Origin of the sequence: Nonomuraea sp. MTCD27 (assembly GCF_041950495.1) — a bacterium.
Taxonomy (GTDB): Bacteria; Actinomycetota; Actinomycetes; order Streptosporangiales; family Streptosporangiaceae; genus Nonomuraea.
Genome location: NZ_JBGNUW010000043.1, coordinates 1 through 16,274 on the forward strand (window position 1 = coordinate 1; position 16,274 = coordinate 16,274).

At 72.5% G+C, this 16,274-nt stretch carries 12 protein-coding genes; 6 read left to right on the plus strand and 6 right to left on the minus strand.

The window, feature by feature from the left end; translation table 11 throughout:
• The 3 genes from ACBJ59_RS60075 to ACBJ59_RS60085 all read left to right on the plus strand — a co-directional run.
• A partial coding sequence (locus ACBJ59_RS60075) for a carbohydrate-binding protein (RefSeq protein ID WP_375118897.1) occupies positions 1-1,440 on the plus strand: 1,440 nt, incomplete at its 5' end.
• A 161-nt stretch (positions 1,441-1,601) separates the two neighbouring features.
• The gene (locus tag ACBJ59_RS60080) at positions 1,602-2,513 is read left to right on the plus strand and encodes an NAD-dependent epimerase/dehydratase family protein (protein ID WP_375118898.1); all 912 of its coding nucleotides are present in this window, start codon (positions 1,602-1,604) and stop codon (positions 2,511-2,513) included.
• Positions 2,510-3,433, plus strand: coding sequence for an RNA polymerase sigma-70 factor (locus ACBJ59_RS60085; RefSeq protein ID WP_375118899.1), 924 nt, complete (start codon positions 2,510-2,512; stop codon positions 3,431-3,433). Before ACBJ59_RS60080 ends, ACBJ59_RS60085 begins: the two co-directional genes overlap by 4 nt.
• A gap of 107 nt (positions 3,434-3,540) precedes the next feature.
• Here the strand turns inward: ACBJ59_RS60085 and ACBJ59_RS60090 are convergent, their stop codons facing one another.
• The 4 genes from ACBJ59_RS60090 to ACBJ59_RS60105 all read right to left on the minus strand — a co-directional run bounded on the left by ACBJ59_RS60090 (position 3,541) and on the right by ACBJ59_RS60105 (position 6,898).
• Positions 3,541-4,425 (minus strand): GNAT family N-acetyltransferase, encoded by an 885-nt coding sequence (locus ACBJ59_RS60090; RefSeq protein ID WP_375118900.1) that lies wholly within the window; start codon positions 4,423-4,425, stop codon positions 3,541-3,543.
• 102 nt (positions 4,426-4,527) lie between these two features.
• Positions 4,528-5,934: an MFS transporter gene (locus ACBJ59_RS60095; protein WP_375118901.1), complete on the minus strand. Its 1,407-nt coding sequence runs from the start codon at positions 5,932-5,934 to the stop codon at positions 4,528-4,530.
• Positions 5,935-6,134: 200 nt separating this feature from the next.
• Positions 6,135-6,461, minus strand: coding sequence for a LuxR family transcriptional regulator (locus ACBJ59_RS60100; protein WP_375118902.1), 327 nt, complete (start codon positions 6,459-6,461; stop codon positions 6,135-6,137).
• Complete coding sequence (locus ACBJ59_RS60105; RefSeq protein ID WP_375118903.1) at positions 6,458-6,898, minus strand: cupin domain-containing protein; 441 nt, start codon at positions 6,896-6,898, stop codon at positions 6,458-6,460. The genes ACBJ59_RS60100 and ACBJ59_RS60105 overlap by 4 nt, the downstream gene beginning before the upstream one ends.
• A gap of 163 nt (positions 6,899-7,061) precedes the next feature.
• Here ACBJ59_RS60105 and ACBJ59_RS60110 point away from each other — a divergent pair, with 163 nt between their 5' ends.
• A complete protein-coding gene (locus ACBJ59_RS60110) occupies positions 7,062-7,904 on the plus strand; it encodes an alpha/beta fold hydrolase (RefSeq protein ID WP_375118904.1) in 843 nt (280 codons plus the stop codon).
• Between the two features lie 345 nt (positions 7,905-8,249).
• On the opposite strand, the gene ACBJ59_RS60115 is transcribed toward ACBJ59_RS60110, so the two are convergent.
• The gene (locus tag ACBJ59_RS60115) at positions 8,250-11,459 is read right to left on the minus strand and encodes a GH92 family glycosyl hydrolase (RefSeq protein WP_375118905.1); all 3,210 of its coding nucleotides are present in this window, start codon (positions 11,457-11,459) and stop codon (positions 8,250-8,252) included.
• 169 nt (positions 11,460-11,628) lie between these two features.
• Between ACBJ59_RS60115 and ACBJ59_RS60120 the strand changes: the two genes are divergently transcribed.
• Both ACBJ59_RS60120 and ACBJ59_RS60125 read left to right on the plus strand, forming a co-directional pair.
• Positions 11,629-13,116 (plus strand): acyl-CoA carboxylase subunit beta, encoded by a 1,488-nt coding sequence (locus tag ACBJ59_RS60120; protein WP_375118906.1) that lies wholly within the window; start codon positions 11,629-11,631, stop codon positions 13,114-13,116.
• A 24-nt stretch (positions 13,117-13,140) separates the two neighbouring features.
• On the plus strand, positions 13,141-13,395 hold the full coding sequence (locus ACBJ59_RS60125; protein WP_375118907.1) for a DUF5988 family protein: 255 nt from the start codon (positions 13,141-13,143) through the stop codon (positions 13,393-13,395).
• A 38-nt stretch (positions 13,396-13,433) separates the two neighbouring features.
• Here ACBJ59_RS60125 and ACBJ59_RS60130 read toward each other — a convergent pair whose 3' ends face one another.
• Complete coding sequence (locus tag ACBJ59_RS60130) at positions 13,434-16,148, minus strand: AAA family ATPase (protein WP_375118908.1); 2,715 nt, start codon at positions 16,146-16,148, stop codon at positions 13,434-13,436.
• Between the last annotated feature and the right edge of the window lie 126 nt (positions 16,149-16,274).

Genomic DNA, 16,274 nt, shown 5'->3' on the forward strand with positions numbered 1-16,274 from the left:
GTGCAGATCAACGACTTCACCAACGCCGACCCGGCACGCTCGCTACGCCAGGGCCACGTCGGCATCCAGAACCACGGCGCCTCCGACCAGGTCGCCTTCCGCAACATCCGCGTCAAGGAGCTGAGCGGCGGCGACGTCACCGTCGAGGGGGAGTCGTACACCTCCGGTTCCGGGGTGCAGGTGGCCACGCACGCGCCGGCCAGCGGTGGCCGGACGCTCGGTTACGTGGACAACGGCGACTGGGCGGGGTACTCGAACGTCGGCACGGGTGGTGCGAAGACGTTCTCGGCGCGGGTCTCGTCCGGCGGGGTGGGTGGGACGATCCAGGTGCGTTCGGGGTCGGCGACCGGCACCCTGCTCGGCTCGGTGGCCGTACCTGTCACGGGCGGGTGGGAGAGCTTCCAGAACGTCACCACCACGCTGACCGGCTCCGCCACCGGACCGCTCTTCCTGGTCTTCACCGGCGGTAGCGGCAACCTCTTCGACATCGACACCATCACCCTGGGGAGCGGCGGTACGGCTCCGGCGTCGGACAAGGTGCACGTCTTCTACTACCCCTGGTACGGCTCGCCCCAGGTGAACGGCGGCTGGCGGCACTGGCAGCAGGGTGGGCGCACCCCTCCCGACGACATCGGCGCCGACTTCTACCCCGCGCTCGGCGCCTACGACTCCGGCGACTTCACCGGGGCGGTGGCCCAGCACATGAAGTGGATCAGGCAGGCGGGCGTCGGGGTGGTGGTGCTGAGCTGGTGGGGCCGTGGCAGCTACGAGGACAACCTCGCCCGGGGCGTCCTGGACGCGGCGGCGAGGGAGGGACTCAAGGTGGCCTGGCACCTGGAGCCCTACTCCGGCCGCAGCGCGACCTCCACCGTGGACGACATCCGCTACATCAACCAGACGTACGGGCCGCACCCGGCCTTCAGCAACGCGTTCTACGTCTTCGAGAGCCTGCGCATCACCGACTGGTCCGCCCTGAGCCAGGTGAACCAGAGCAACGTCATCCTGGCCCAGACCACCGACACCACCAAGATCGCGAACTTCAACGGCATGTACACCTACGACGCGATCGCCGGCGCCACCGCGCCTGGCTGGCAGCAGGCCGCGGACTACGCGCGCCAGCACGGGCTGGTGTGGGCCCCGTCCGTGGGGCCCGGCTATGTCGACGACCGCGCGGTGCCCGGCAACACCACCCCCACCCTCACCCGGGACAACGGCGCCACCTACGACCGGGAGTGGTCCAACGCCCTGCGGACCGGACCCACGTGGGTGTCGATCACCTCCTTCAACGAGTGGCACGAGGGCAGCGTGATCGAGCCGGCGGTCGCGCGGGCGGGCTACCAGAGCTACGAGGGCGCCTACGGGCGCACCGGCGCCTCGGCCCAGACCGCGTACCTGGACCGCACGGCGTACTGGGTCGGCCAGTTCGCGGCGACCCGCTGATCCGGCTCCCCGAAGGCCGAACGACCAGGCGGCCCGCGACCCCGAGCTACGGGTGCGCGGGCCGCTCGGCGTCGTCACGGACGAGCCGGCCATGTCACAGATGGCGGGGCTGTCTCGTCTCGGGTTCCGAGGGCAGGCTCGGAATCTGGAAGGTGATGGTCATGCGGGTGTTCGTGGCGGGCGCGGCGGGGGTCGTGGGGCGGCGGCTGGTGCCGCGGTTGGTGGCCCGGGGGCACCAGGTGACGGCCACGACGACGAGCGCGGCCAAGGTGGGCCTGCTGGAGCGGTTGGGTGCGGAGGCCGTGGTGATGGACGGGCTGGACGCGCTGTCGGTCGGGGAGGCGGTGGCCGAGGCCCGGCCGGAGGTGATCGTGCATCAGATGACCGCTATCTCCGGCAAGCCTGACATCAAGCACTTCGACCGCTGGTTCGCCACCACCAACCGGCTGCGTACCGAGGGGACGGACCACCTGCTGGCCGCCGCCGAGGCGGTCGGCGTGGCCCACTTCGTCGCGCAGAGCTACGCCTCCTGGAACGGCATCCGCGAGGGCGGATGGGTCAAGACCGAGGAGGACCCGCTGGACCCGACGAGCACGGGCCAGGGGGCACAGGCGATCCGCCACCTCGAGGACGTGGTCGTCAAGGCCGGCGGCGCGGTCCTGCGGTACGGCGCCTTCTACGGGCCGGGCGCCACCGACGACCAGGTCGAACTGGTGCGCAAGCGGCAGTACCCGGTCGTCGGGAACGGCGCCGGCCACAGCTCGTGGGTGCATCTCGACGACGCGGCCGGCGCCACCGTGCTGGCGGTGGAGCAGCGGGTGAGAGGGGTGTTCAACATCGTCGACGACGAGCCGGCCCCGGCCCGCGAGTGGCTGCCCTATCTGGCGGAGTGCGCGGGGGCCAGGCCGCCGATGCGGATCCCCACCTGGCTGGCCCGGCCGCTGGCCGGGCGGACCGCGGTGACGATGATGACCGAGGGGCGCGGCTTCTCCAACGCCAAGGCCAAGCGGGAGCTCGGCTGGGAGCTGCGCTATCCCTCGTGGCGGCAGGGGTTCAAGGAGGAGCTGGCGTGAGGCGGGCCGAGGAGTTCGAGGAGCTGCGGCCGCTGCTGTTCTCGATCGCGTACCGGATCCTCGGCAGCGTGAGCGAGGCCGAGGACGCGGTCCAGGAGACCTGGCTGCGCTACGAGGCCACGCCGACCCGCCCCACGTCGACCAAGGCGTTCCTGTCGGCGGTGGTGAGCCGGATCTCGATCGACGTGCTGCGTTCGGCCCGCGCCCGGCGGGAGGAGTACGCCGGGACGTGGCTGCCCGAGCCGCTGCTCACCGACCCGTACGCCGACCCGGAGCGCTCGGCGGAGCTGGCCGACTCGGTGTCGATGGCGGCCCTGCTCCTGCTGGAGCGGCTCAGCCCGCTGGAGCGGGCGGTCTTCGTGCTGCGCGAGGTGTTCGGGTTCGGCTTCGGCGAGGTCGCGTCGGCGGTGGGGCGGTCGGAGGCGGCCTGCCGCCAGCTCACGGTACGGGCCCGCCGCCACATGGAGGCGGGACGCGCTCGGTTCGCGGCCGGCCGCCGGGAGCGGGAGGAGCTTGCCGATCGGTTCTTCGCCGCCTTCCGGGCCGGGGACGTCGCCGGGTTGCGTGAGCTGCTCGCCGCCGACGTTCAGATGGTCAGCGACAGCGGCGGCAAGGCCCCGCAATGGGGCAAGGGCGTCTTCGGGGCCGGCAACGTGGCCCGGGTGCTGGCATCGATCGTCCCGCCGTTCATCCGGATCGGCGGGGTCGTGGCGGCGCACGAGGTGAACGGCCAGCCGGGGGCGATCTTCCGCAACCGGGACGGCGAGGTCGTCAACACCCTGGCCCTCGACATTCTCGACGGGCAGATCCAGACGATCCGCGCGGTGCTCAACCCCGACAAGCTCGGCCATCTCGGTCCGGTGGCGGACGCCTGGGCGGTCATCCGCGAGGCGAACCAGGCCCGCCGGCCTGCGGGCTGACCCGGAGGAGCCGCCTGCGGCCCGGACGACGGCTGAGCGGGAGGAGCCGCCTGCGGCCCGGACGACGGCTGAGCGGGAGGAGCCGCCTGCGGCCCGGGTGGCGGGCGCTAGACCCACCGTCCCCACGACGTGACCAATGGCCGGTAGCCCTGGCGGGACCAGAAGGGGACCGACAGCGGGTTGGGGGCCACGTAGTGCACCAGCACGGTCTCGACGCCGGCCGCCGCCACCTCGGCATGGGCGTGGGCGGCCAGTGCGGCGCCGATGCCGCGGCCCCTGCTGCCCGCGCGCGCGTACAGGGAACCCACGTACGCCACGGGCGAAGCCAGCACGGCGGGCGCGATCCGCCCCGCGTGGTCAGGGTGGTGGACCGAGAGCATGCCGGCGACCGCACCGTCCTGCTCGGCCAGCCAGCACCAGCCGTCGCCACGGGCGAGTTTCTCCTCGAGTTCGGCCCGGGCGGCGGCGGGCGTCGAGGGCAGCACCGGAACCCAGCCGAACTGCGCCTCGTAGGCGACCAGCTCCAGGTACAGCCGGCACATGGCGTCCAGATCATCCGCCACCGCCCGCCGTACAGCCGCCCGCCGTACACCGGCGGGCGGCCGCTCCGCGGCCGGAGCGGGAGAGACCCGGACGGCGAGCACGGACCGCGGCGCGAACCCCCGCCTGACCAGTGCCGCGACAGGCGCGGTGTCCCGGCTCGGCCAGCTCACCACGAGCCCGGAGCCCGGCTCGGCGTCGAGGGCCGGGATCCAGCGGTCGAGGAGGCGGCCGAGGGAGTCCGCGGGGTCGTCACCGGCGACCGCGGCGCGGAGCGTGTAGGTGGTGGGCGGGCCCCACTGCACTGACCGGGCGTCGGGGTCGGCCGTGGCCACCGAGGACGTGCCGACGGCGTCCGGGGTCTCGATCGGGTCTTCGCCGAGATCCGTGACGGCGACCAGAGGGTCGGCGGCTCGCACGCGCTCGCGGTGGCTGTCGATGACATCGCTCACGGTTCGCACACTAGGTGATGCCTCACCTCGTCGAGCGGGTTCGTGGTGCCACGGGACGGCGGAGCCCGTGCCCGCCGGGGTGGGCACGGGCTCCGGGGGTGGTCAGGAGTGGCGGGCGTCGTCGAGGACGCGGGCCGCCTCCCGCTCGTACGAGCCGCGGGAGGACAGCACCACCAGGCCGCCGAGGATCATGGGCACGATCAGCGCGTACATGGCCATGAGCAGGGAGCCGGTGGCGTCGGAGGTCAGGCCGACGACGAGGGGGCCGAAGGCGACGCCGATCGTCAGCAGGAACTGCAGGACGGCGAAGCCGACGCCGCGTGACCTGGCCACCACGACGTCGGCGATGCAGGCCGTGCACGTGGGGATCGCGGTGGAGGAGATCGTGACGGCCAGCAGCACGAGGATCACCAGCGCCACCGGCGAGCTCATCAGCAGGGCGACGCCGAGGAGGGCCGAGCCGATCGTGATGCCGGCGCCGCCGATGAGCAGCCGGCCGCCCTTGACGCGGCCGTGCACCCGCTTGCCGAGGTGGGAGCCGAGCACGGTGCCGGCCAGCACGCCCACGATGGTGACGCCGCCGCTGATGCTGCTGGCGACGCCGGTCGTCATCCCGAAGACGCGGACCATGAGGGACGGCAGCCAGAAGTAGATGCCGCCGAGGCCGAGGGTCAGGATCATCACGCCGAGGGCGACGAGGATCAGGGTGCGGATGGCCAGGACCTGGCGGACCTGGGGCCAGAAGGGCGGCTTCACGGTGGCGCCGGGGGTGGGGGCGGGGTCGGCCTCGGGCGGGCCGGCCTGCGGTGGTTCGAGCGCGCCGGGGGGTGGGGCCTGCTGGGGCACCACGGCGGCGGTGGCCATGATCTTGTCGATTTGGCCGCGCCGGGGCTCGCGCAGCCGCCAGACGAGGATGGCGGTCAGCGCTCCCGGGATCGCCATCAGCAGGAACGCGGCCCGCCAGCCGAACGCCTGGCCGATGACGCCGCCGAGCAGGGTGCCGACGCCGCCGAGGTAGGTGGTCATCCGGGTCCAGCCGTACACCTGCATGCGGGTCGCGGCGGGGTAGAAGTCGGCGAGCAGGCTGCCGACGGCGGGGTTGTCGATGTTCTCGGCGGCGGCGAGCAGCACCCGCATGAGGTAGAAGACGGCGAACCCGGCGGCCAGGCCGGAGCCGAGGGTGGCCAGGGCCCAGCAGAGGACCACGATCCCGATGATCCTGGTCCGGCTGTAACGGTCGGCGAGGTAGCCGGCGGGCAGCGCGACGAGGGCGGCGGCCAGCGCGGCGGCGGTCGGGATGGATCCGGCCGCGGTGTCGCTGAAGCCCCATTCGGCCTGGATCAGCGGCAGCACGCCGGACATCAGGTTGGCTTCGATGCGATCGACCATGCCGACGACGAACAGTACGACGAACGGCCCCCACCCGAAGGGGTTCGGATCGGTCGGGCTGATGCCGCCCGGTGGCGGGGATCCGAGTCGGCGGCGTTCGCGGGCGACGGTCTTCACCATGGCTTCTCCTCCGCGGTAGGTGCTCCCCAGTGGCACGCTGGACGTGGGAACCCCCCGAACACGGTTCTAGACCGGAGTTCTAGGAAGAGTGTCGTACATCACACTGCGTTTCACCAGTGCGAAACGGATTCGCGTAACACCACTGACGCAGAGGCAACGCTGAAGGCGGGAACCGGAACCGGTTCCCGCCTTCTTCGCGTTCAGCGTGCCGTGCTGAACAGGAACGCGCAGTCCTGTACGGCCTCCACGCGGTGACGGCGGTCGGGCATGACCAGCAGATCGCCCGGCAGCCCGTCCCACGAGAGGGGCCCGGCGACGAGCCGTACCTGCCCGTGCAGCACGTGCACCGTGACCTCGCCGGGATGCTCGTGCTCGTGCATGTGCTCGCCCTTCCGCAAGGCGATCACGGTCTGGCGCAGTGAACGCTCGTGCCCACCGTGGACAGTGGTGGCGCTGCGGCCGCTGCTCGACTCACGGGCACGCGTGAGCAGATTGCGGGCCAGCGCGGTCAGCGAGACCTTGGTCATGGCCGCGGCGCGCGGCGGTCTCGCCGGGCTTCCAGCTCCTCCGGGCTGACCACGGTCAGCATCGGTTGCCCGGGCGCGCAGAACATCGTCACCGTGAACGCCGACTCCTCGTCGGTGAGATGGTTGCCGTCCTGGTAGTGGATCACGTCCCCACCGGGCTCCCAGAACGCCTCGCCGGCCCGCACCACCCGCGCGGGCTCGCCTTCGATCTCGAAGTTGATGGCCCCCTTGACCACGAACCCGTACGCGGGCCCGGAATGCCGGTGAGGCGGCGCGCCGGGGCTGTTCGGCGGCAACGTGACCAGGAGCGTCATCGCCTCGGCCCCCTCCGGCGCGGGAGGCGCCCCAGGCACGGTGGCCACCACGTCGATCTTCGGCGGCGGACCGCTCTTGTCGGGGTTGTCGAGGTGGTGGGCGTTTGCGTGATCGGTGCTCATCAGGCTTCCCTCACGGTACGGTGGCCGGCTCGATCCGGCCGTGCACCAACTCAGACAGGGCAGCTTCCCGATGTGTGACAGGGGGACTCCAAGCCACAGCGATGGCCTTATCGTTGCCTGCGCATGGGCGGGCAACGGGAAGGTGCAAGCACAGGGGGATCTGATGGACCTGCAACACAAGCGCGCCGAGACCAACGGGATCCGGCTCCATTACGTCACCGCCGGTTCGGGGCCGGCCGTGCTGTGCATGCACGGCTGGCCGGAGACGCACCGCGAGTATCTCGTCATCATGGAGCGGCTGAGCCACAGATACCGTTTCATCGCCCCCGACCTGAGGGGATTCGCCGACAGCGACAAGCCGTTCAGCGGTTACGAGCCCAGGACGATCGCGGCCGACATGCTGGGCCTGCTCGCCGCCGAGAAGGTGGAGCGGTTTCACATCCTGAGCCATGACCTCGGCGGGCCGTCCGCCGTCGCCCTCGCCTACCTGGCAGCTGACCGCGCCCTGTCGCTCTCGACGATCGAGACGCCCTTCTTCGGCCTCGACTACCCGGGCTACGTGGACCCCCGCCTGGCGTACTGGCACCTCGGGATGCACATGAACATGGACGTCACCCGCTTCCTCATCGAGGGACGCGAGGAGCAGTACCTGAGGCACTTCTTCCGGGACTTCGCCTACGATCCGACCGCGATGCCGGAATCGGAGATCCAGGTGTACGTCATGCAGATGCGCCAACCGGGCAATCTGCGCGCGAGCCTCAACCTCTACGGCTACATCCCGCAGATGGCCGAGCAGACGAGGGAGCTGACCGCGGAGAGGCTGACCGTCCCGATGATGGCGTGGGGCGGTCGGTCGTCCTTCGGGTCGCACTGCGTCGACAGCGCGCGGGCCATCGCGGTGAACGCCCAGGGCGGAGTCATCGAGGAGTGCGGCCACTGGGTGTTCCAGGAGCGACCGGATTTCATCTGCGCGGAGCTGGATCGGTTCTGGGGCGGTCACGGTTGACCGGACACGCGGGTCCTCGCCCACGTGATGAGGTCCTCGGCATACGCGGCGGCCGGGGTCGCCGGTGAGCAGGTCGCCGGTGAGCAGGTCGGCGGCCGGCCGGTCGGCATCGGTCTCCGGTGTGACGCGCCCGCGGTCGGGCGATCCCGCGACGTGGTCGGGGTGCGTGGCGCGTACCTCACTGCGACGCCTTCGGGCAGGAACGACCGCCCCCCGTGAAGCCCAGCGGGCACGGGCCGTTTCTCGGTCTCGGACAGGGGCCCCATCATGGGGGAGCCCCACCCCCGCGAGGCGGGGGCGGGGCTCCGGGTCGGCGATGGGTCAGGTGATGGGTCAGGTGATGGGTCAGGCGAAGGACCAGGTGAAGAGGTGGAGCTGGCCCTCCTCCACGGGGGAGAAGGTCAGGCTCTTGACGGTCTTGCCGGGGTCGAGGGCGATGGGCTGGGAGGCGAAGACGTACGCGTTGATGGGTTGCAGCTCCCAGGATCCCCAGAACAGGCGGTACGGCGTGGTGGCCACGATCTCGTTGCCGAACTCCGGATCGTCCCCGCCGAAGTCCAGGACCCAGTCACTGAAGCCCAGCTTGGCCGTGCCCGTCGTGCCGTCCGTGTAGGTGATGGTCACCGTCGACTCCACATCCTCGACGCCCGCGCCCAGGAAGGAGAGCTTGGTGGCTCCGGCCGGGGCGGCGACCTCGAGAGGCTGCGTGCCGGGCTGGAGGTTGTCCCACCCGCCCCTCTTGGTGTCGGGCCAGGTGAAGCGGAAGTCCTTCCAGGTCACCGTCGCACCGGGGCTGAGGCCCGCCTCCGCCAGGGCCTGGCCCGAGTAGCTGAAGCCGGGGCCGTCGAGGTTGGCCTCGCCGGGCGCGGTGGCGTCGCCGATGCCCGCGTTGTTGTGGTGCCACTGCGGGGTGCCCCGGGTGGCGACGTTGAGGCGCACGCTGGTCGCGGTGTCCCCGACCGTGATCGGCACCGTGTGGAAGCCGCGCGGGACGCTGCCGGACACCGAGATGGCCAGCTTGACCTGCGCCTTGCCGCCCGCGGCCACGTTCAGCACACCGCTGGCCGGCGACACCGTGACGCCTGCCGGCGGGTCGGCCCGCCAGGTGAGGGTGGCCGCCTGGCCGAGGCTGCGGGCCGCGAGCTCCGTCGCGAAGACGCCGCCGGGCTCCACCGGGCCGCTGCCGGGGGCGAGACCGGTCAGGTACGGCTTCGACCCCTGGCCGAAGGAGGGCGGCAGGTCGCGCGGCGTGGAGCCGAACGCCCGGTTGGCATAGGCGCTGAGCGTGAAGTCGAGCCGCCCGCCCGCGGTCGCGAACGTCTCCGGCAGCCAGGCCTTGCTGGTCTCCACGCCGTTGACCAGGAGGGATCGGATGTACGGGTTGGCGGCGCCGGGGGCGTTGACGACGATGTCCGCGCTGCCGGGACGGTCGATCGTGACCCGGTCGAACAGGGGTGTGTTCACGAACAGCTCGGCGCGGCCGGGGATCGCCGGGAACAGGCCGATGGCCGACCACACGTACCAGGAGCCCATGGCGCCCAGGTCGTCGTTGCCGACCAGGCCGTCCGGCCCGGGCCCGAACAGCTCCTTCTGCACCCGCCGCACCAGCGCCTGGGTCTTGTACGGCTGCCCCGCCCACGCGTACAGCCAGGGCGCGGGCAGCGCGGGCTCGTTGCCCATGTAGGCGAAGGGCCGGGCCGGCCCGGCGTTGAGCTCGGTGAAGTACTCGTCCAGCCGGGCGATCGCCTTGTCCCGCCCGCCCATCGCGGTGAACAGGCCGCCCGCGTTGTGCGGCACCATCCAGTGGTACTGGGCGCCGTTGCCCTCCATGTACGTGCCGGGGCTGCCCGGGTCGAAGGGGGCCAGGAACGAGCCGTCGCCCATGCGCGGCTGGACCCAGTCGTTGGCCGGGTTGTACAGGCTCTGCCAGGCCTGCGCCCGCTTCATGAACTCGCCGGCCGTGGTCGAGTCGCCGAGCCGGGAGGCGAGCTGGGCGATGCCGAAGTCGGCCACGCCGTACTCGAGGGTGGTGGAGGAGTCGGAGGGGACGTAACCCTTGCTCATGAAGGCGGCGTTGCCCGGTCGTTCGTCGTAGCCGATCAGCGGGTGGCCGATGTCCATGGGGCCGACGCGGCGGGCGGCGGCGGCCATGGCCTTCAGCGCGGCGGCGTACTCGAAGTCGCGGGCGCCGAAGGCGTACATGGTGGACAGGATCACGTGGAACGGGTCGCCGACCATGACGCCGGTGACGGCGGTCTGGTGCGACCACCGATCCCAGACGTTGCCGAGGGACTGCGCGTTGTCGTACATCGACTGGGCGATGTCACTGGCGACGTCCGGCGCGAGCAGGGCCAGGAGTTGCACCTCGCTGCGGTAGATGTCCCAGCCGGAGAAGGTCGCGTAGTGGTGGTGGCCGGGCCGGACGGTGCGTTGCTTGCCGTCCATGCCGGTGTAGGTGCCGTCGGCGTCCTCGAACACGTACGGCTGGAGCAGCGCGTGGTAGAGGTTGCTGTAGAACGTGCGCCGCTGGTCCACGGTGCCGCCGCCGACCGACACCCGGCCCAGGCGCTCGGACCAGACCGCGCCGGCCTCCTGCTTGACCTGGTCGAGGCCCTTGCCGGCGATCTCGGTCGCGAGGTTGTTCCTGGCGCCGTCGATGCTCACGTACGACAGCCCGACCCGCATCTGGACCGGCCGGGCGGGGTCGAACTGCAGGTACGCCCCCGAGCCGGGCCCGTTGACGCTCACGTCACCGGCGGTGAACACCTCGCCCCGGACCTTGGCCGCCCCGGCGTTCTCGACCGTCTGGGCGCCCGGCAGCACCTCGTCGTCCTTCCACGTGCCGAAGCCGGTCACGGGCTGGTCGAAGGTGGCGTGGAAGTAGACCTTGTAGCGCATCGGCGGGCCGCAGAAGCCGCCGGTCTGGACCCAGCCCTGGACGGTGTTCCCGCTGATCCGGGTCTCGCCGTCGTCGACGCCGTTGACCGAGCCGCTGGTGTTCAGCAGCACGGTGCCGGGCTTGCCCTGCGGGAAGGTGAAGCGGGCCACGCCCGCCCGCATGCTCACCGAGAGCTCCGTCTTGATCCCGGTGTCCAGGACGCTGCTGTAGAAGCCGGGGGAGGCCTGCTCCTTCTCGTGCTTGAAGGTCTGGACGTAGTCCTCGCCGTGGGTGGCGGGCGAGCGGCCGACCGTGCCGGAGAACGGCAGCACGGGGAAGTCCTGGGCGCCCGTGCAGCCGGGCCCGGAGATGTGGGTCATGGAATATCCGCGCAGCCGGTTGTCCTCATACCGGTAGCCGCCGCCCGCGTTGCCCACGGTGTCGGGGCTCCACTGCATCATGCCGAAGGGCAGGACGGCACCGGGGAAGGTCATGCCACCGCCCCCGCCGTGGCCGAAGTCGGAGGCCGCCTCCTTGGTGCCGTGGAAGACGTTCACCAGGGCGGCGGGATTGCGCTCCATGACGACGTCCGACGAGGTGGACGCGGCGACGGAGCCGGGTGGGAGTATCGCCGTCGCGACCAGGGCGGCCACGACCGGTAAGGACCATTGAGACACGGCAGTCCTCCAAGGGAGAGATCTGTATCACACAACCGAGATCGGCTGATCAGGGTCAACGAGCAGAAAGGGCGGTCAGAAGCTGCCACCACGGATAGGGGTTGGCTGGTCAGGGCGGCTTTGTCACATTCGCGAGTACGTGTGTCGAGCCGGCGTGAGGAAAGCAGCGATGACAGTCGTGTCCACGGTCCCCGTCGAAAGCCCCGCAGAGTCCGCCGTAGGGCCCGCCGCAGGATCCGCCGCGGAATCCGCCGCGGGATCCGCCGCGGGGCCCGCCGCCGATCCCCGGGATCCGTCGATCCGGCTCGCCCGGCTGCTCGACCCGGGTTCGGCCGTCCCGCTCCACGGCGACGACGAGAGCGGGGTGCTGGCCGTGCACGGGCTGATCGGCGGCGCGCCGGTCGTCGCGTTCTGCACCGACGCCCGCCGGATGGGCGGCGCGCTGGGCGCGGACGGCGCCCGGCACATCGTGGACGGCATCGAGGCCGCCGTGCGCCAGGGCTGCCCGGTGATCGGCCTGTGGCACTCGGGCGGCGCCCGGCTCGCCGACGGCGTGGAGTCCATGGACGGCGTGGGCCGCATGTTCGCGGCCATGACCTGGGCCTCCGGCGTGGTGCCGCAGATCTCGGTCATCCTCGGGCCCGCGGCCGGCGCCGCGGCCTACGGCCCCGCGCTCACCGACGTCGTCATCATGGCCGACTCCGGCCGCGTCTTCGTGACCGGGCCCGACATCGTCCGCAACGTCACCGGTGAGTCCATCGACATGGCCGGGCTCGGCGGCCCGGAGGCGCACGGCCGCAAGTCGGGCGTGGCGCACATCCTGGCCGCCGACGAGGCGGACGCCCTGCGCCGCGCCCGCGGCCTGGCCGGGATCTTCGCCGACCACGGCACGCCCGACCTGGCCGCGCTCCGCGAGCCCCGGGACCTGCGGTCGCTGCTGCCCGAGTCGCCGCGCCGCGCCTACGACGTGCGCCCGCTGGTGCGGGAGCTGCTGGACGCCGGCGGGTTCGAGGAGCTGCAGCCCCGCTGGGCCGCCAACATCCTGGTCGGACTCGGGCGGCTCGGCGGCCGGTCCGTCGGGGTGCTCGCCAACAACCCGCGGCACAAGGGCGGCTGCCTCGACTCGCTGTCGGCCGAGAAGAGCGCCCGCTTCGTCCGCATGTGCGACTCCCAGGGCATCCCGCTCGTCGTGCTGGTGGACGTCCCCGGCTACCTGCCGGGCGTGGGGCAGGAATGGGGCGGCGTCGTACGCCGGGGCGCCAAGCTCCTGCACGCCTTCGCCGAGTCGGTCGTGCCCCGCGTCACCCTGATCACCCGCAAGGCGTACGGCGGGGCGTACATCGCGATGAACTCCCGCTCGCTCGGCGCGACCACCACGTTCGCCTGGCCGGGCGCGGAGGTCGCGGTCATGGGCGCGGAGTCGGCCGTCGGCGTCCTGCACAGGAAGGCCCTCGCGGCCGCCCCCGAGGCGGAGCGCGAGGAGCTGCGCGCCCGCCTGGCCGAGGAGCACCGCCGGGTCGCCGGCGGGGTCGAGCGGGCCGTGGCCATCGGCGTCGTGGACGAGGTCATCGCGCCGGAGACCTCCCGGCTGCGGATCGCGGAGGCGCTGGCCCGCGCCCCGCGCGCCCGCGGACGCCATTCCAACATCCCGTTGTGAGGAACCGTCTACAGGAGGCGCACCATGTCCCACATCACCGCGTCCCAGATCGCCCCGTCCCAGATCGCCCCGTCCCAGTTCACGGCGGTCCTGGTCGGAGGGCCGGACCACCTGGCCGCCGACCGGCGGATCCAGAGCGTGGGGTCCGCCACCGACACGCTCAAGCTGCCCCACGGCGCCGGGTACGAGCACTTCCGGCACCAGGGCGAGAGCACCGAGATCGACGGCGAGCGGGCCCTCGTCTTCCGGTGGATCATGCACACCGCCATCGCGGAGTAGCCGCCGCTCACGTGCGCCTGTGGGCATCGAGGACCTGCCTACAGGCGCTCGCCCACCAGCTTCGCCGGCAGGTCGGCGCGCCGGGAGACGTTGAGCTTGCGGTAGACCCGCGTCAGGTGCTGCTCCACGGTGCTGACCGTGATGTACAGCTTGGCGGAGATGTCCCGGTTGGAGTAGCCGTCGGCGGCCAGCGCGGCCACCCGCCGCTCGGCGTCGCTGAGGATGGGCTGCACGCCCGTCACGCCGTCGTCGGCGGGCTCGCCGGGTGACAGCGCCTGGCTCAGCCCGTCGGCGTGGCACTCCTCCGCCAGGGCGCGGGCCCGCCGCGCCAGCATCCCGCCGCGGCGGTACTCCCCGTTGGCGTGGTAGGCCGCGACCAGGTCGAAGAGCGTCCTGGCCAGCTCGTACCTATCGCCGCCCGCCTGGACCAGCTCGGCCGACCGGCGCAGCAGCATGATCCGGTGGCGGCTCTCGGCGGTCGCGGCCAGCACGCGCATGGCCATGCCGTGCACCCGCTTGGACCGCCCGTGGCAGCGCGCCATCTCCTCCTCGGCCAGCAGCCGAGCCTCCTCCGGCGCGCCGAGGCGGACCAGGGCCTCGGCGGCGTCCACCCGCCAGGCGATGAACTCCGGGCTGTCCAGCTTCCACCGGGCCGTCAGCTCGCCGCAGAGCCGCAGGTCGCGCAGGGCCTGCTCGGCCTGCCCCGCCATGAGGGTGAAGCGGGCCTTGCCGTAGAGGTAGAGCAGGCCGAAGCGGGTCTCCAGCATGGCCTCCGGCACGGGCTGGGAGACGTGCAGCAGGTAGTCCTCGTGGCGGGACATGGCGGCGCCCGCCAGCAGCAGGGCACCCAGCGGGCCGCCGACCGCCACACCCCAGCTGGCCGGGGGGATGAGCTCCAGGGCCCGCCGGGCGTCGCGGGCCGCCGCCGCCGGCTCGCCCCGGCGCAGGCCGATCTCCGCGCGGATGGCGGAGAGCCGGGCCTGCCGGCTCGGGGCGTGGCGGGAGGCGGCCTCCTCGATGAAGGCGTCGCACCAGGGCGCCGCCCGGTCGGCGCGGCCGCTGTAGGTCAGGGTCAGCAGCGCGCTCTCGACCGTGTCCATCGACATCTCGTCCAGCCGGGAGCCGCGCAGGACGCGCTCGGCGGTGGCCGCCGTCTCCGGCCGCGGCCCCTCCGCCAGCGCCCGGACCAGCGCGTTCGCCGAATCGATGCGGCGGCTCGCGCTGAGCGAGTGCGCGGCGCCGCCGGCCTCCTCCTCGCTCAGCTCCGGCAGGTGCGGCAGGAAGGTCGGGCAGGCGCCCCGGAGCCAGGCGCGGGCCACGGCCAGCTCCGCCAGGCCCTCCCGGTCCGGCTCGCCCAGCTCCTTGAGGTGGTTCAGGACGTCTCTGGCGTCATCCGTGTGGCCGTGCCACAGCAGCGCCTTGGCCAGCACCACGGCGTCGCCACCGCCGAGGTGGCCCTTGTGCAGCGCCTCGGTCAGCTCGGCCAGGTGCCCGGCGGGGGTGCTCGGGTTGATCCGCCACTTGGCGCGTACCAGCTTGGTGGCGATCCTGGCCCGGCGCCGCTCGTCGCCGCAGCCCTGCCAGGCCAGCTTGAGGTACTCGATCGCGGACTCCACGGCGCCGTCGCGCAGCGCCTGGCCGGCCGCGTCCTCCAGGATCGACAGGGCCCACGCGTCGTCCGCGCGGCCGCCCAGCAGCAGGTGGTCGGCCACCACCGTCACGGCGGCGCCCTCGTGATAGGTGAGCTCGGCGGCCCGGCGGTGCAGGTGGGCGCGGTCCTGGGCGTCGAGCGTGGACAGCACCGCCGACCTGGCGCTCTCGTGGCGGAAACGGCCTCCGGCGAGCAGCCCGGCCCGGGTCAGCGCCTGGACCGCCTGGGCGGTGGCCGTCTCGTTCTCGCCGAGCAGCTGGGCGACCGAGCCGGGCTCGTCCAGCACCGCGAGGCCGCGGGCGACGAGCAGCAGGTCCGGGTCGGCGCGGTGCAGGCAGGTCAGCACGGCGTCGCCGTAGCGGTCGCCGGGGGCGCCGCCGGCCTGGTAGTCCTCCACGAGGGCGTCCACCAGGAGCCGGTTGCCGCCGCTCAGCTCGTGGCAGCGGGCGGCGTACCGGTCGGCCGTCTCAAGCCCGGCCCGCTCGGCCACCCGCCTGGCCACGCCCTCGGCGGACAGGTGGGTGAGCCGGACCTGGCGGCAGTGGGGCTGGCGCAGCAGGTCGGAGTGGAGCAGGAAGTGCTGGTTCGGGTGGTGGTCGGGGGTGCCGAAGAGCAGCATGACCTTGGCGTACTTGACCCGGCGGGCCAGGTAGGACAGGCAGAGCTGGGAGGCGCGGTCGGCGTGGTGGGCGTCGTCCACGACGATCAGCAGCGGGCAGCGCTCCGACAGCTCCAGCAGCACCGTGCAGAGCGCGTCCACGATCTGCACGTCCACGTGGTCCAGGGTCTCGCCCGCGAGTTGGGCGCGGGCGCCCTCCTGAAGGAGGCTGAGCGTGACCGTACGGTGCTGCTCCATCATCGGCGTGTTGTGCACGAGCTGCGAGAGCACGCCGAGGGGCACGTCGCGCTCCGCCAGGGAGCCCGTCGCGGTGAGCGGGAGGGCGCCGTGGTCGAAGGCGTGCTCGGTCAGCCCGTACAGCAGGTGGCTCTTGCCGGTGGCGATGGCGCCGGTCACCACCGCGATGCGGCCCCGGCCGGCCACCGCCTCGTCCAGCAGCCCGCGCAGGAGGGCCATCCCCTGCCGTTGATCGTGCTCGGCCATGACGGCCCTCCTTCGTGCCTGGTCGGAAAGGTCAGTAGGGCAGGGTTCGGCCCGACGGGGTGCGGAGGTCGAGTCCGGTGACGCGCCTGCGCCGCGGCCTGTTCCTCACAGCTCTGATCCGTGTCA

Excerpts from the sequence above, each read along its gene's own strand:
- ACBJ59_RS60120 (WP_375118906.1), top strand. The coding sequence starts at position 11,629 with ATGACAGTCGTGTCCACGGTCCCCGTCGAAAGCCCCGCAGAGTCCGCC.
- ACBJ59_RS60100 (WP_375118902.1), bottom strand. The coding sequence starts at position 6,461 with ATGACCAAGGTCTCGCTGACCGCGCTGGCCCGCAATCTGCTCACGCGT.
- ACBJ59_RS60130 (WP_375118908.1), bottom strand. The coding sequence starts at position 16,148 with ATGGCCGAGCACGATCAACGGCAGGGGATGGCCCTCCTGCGCGGGCTG.
- ACBJ59_RS60105 (WP_375118903.1), bottom strand. The coding sequence starts at position 6,898 with ATGAGCACCGATCACGCAAACGCCCACCACCTCGACAACCCCGACAAG.
- ACBJ59_RS60095 (WP_375118901.1), bottom strand. The coding sequence starts at position 5,934 with ATGGTGAAGACCGTCGCCCGCGAACGCCGCCGACTCGGATCCCCGCCA.
- ACBJ59_RS60110 (WP_375118904.1), top strand. The coding sequence starts at position 7,062 with ATGGACCTGCAACACAAGCGCGCCGAGACCAACGGGATCCGGCTCCAT.
- ACBJ59_RS60080 (WP_375118898.1), top strand. The coding sequence starts at position 1,602 with ATGCGGGTGTTCGTGGCGGGCGCGGCGGGGGTCGTGGGGCGGCGGCTG.
- ACBJ59_RS60125 (WP_375118907.1), top strand. The coding sequence starts at position 13,141 with ATGTCCCACATCACCGCGTCCCAGATCGCCCCGTCCCAGATCGCCCCG.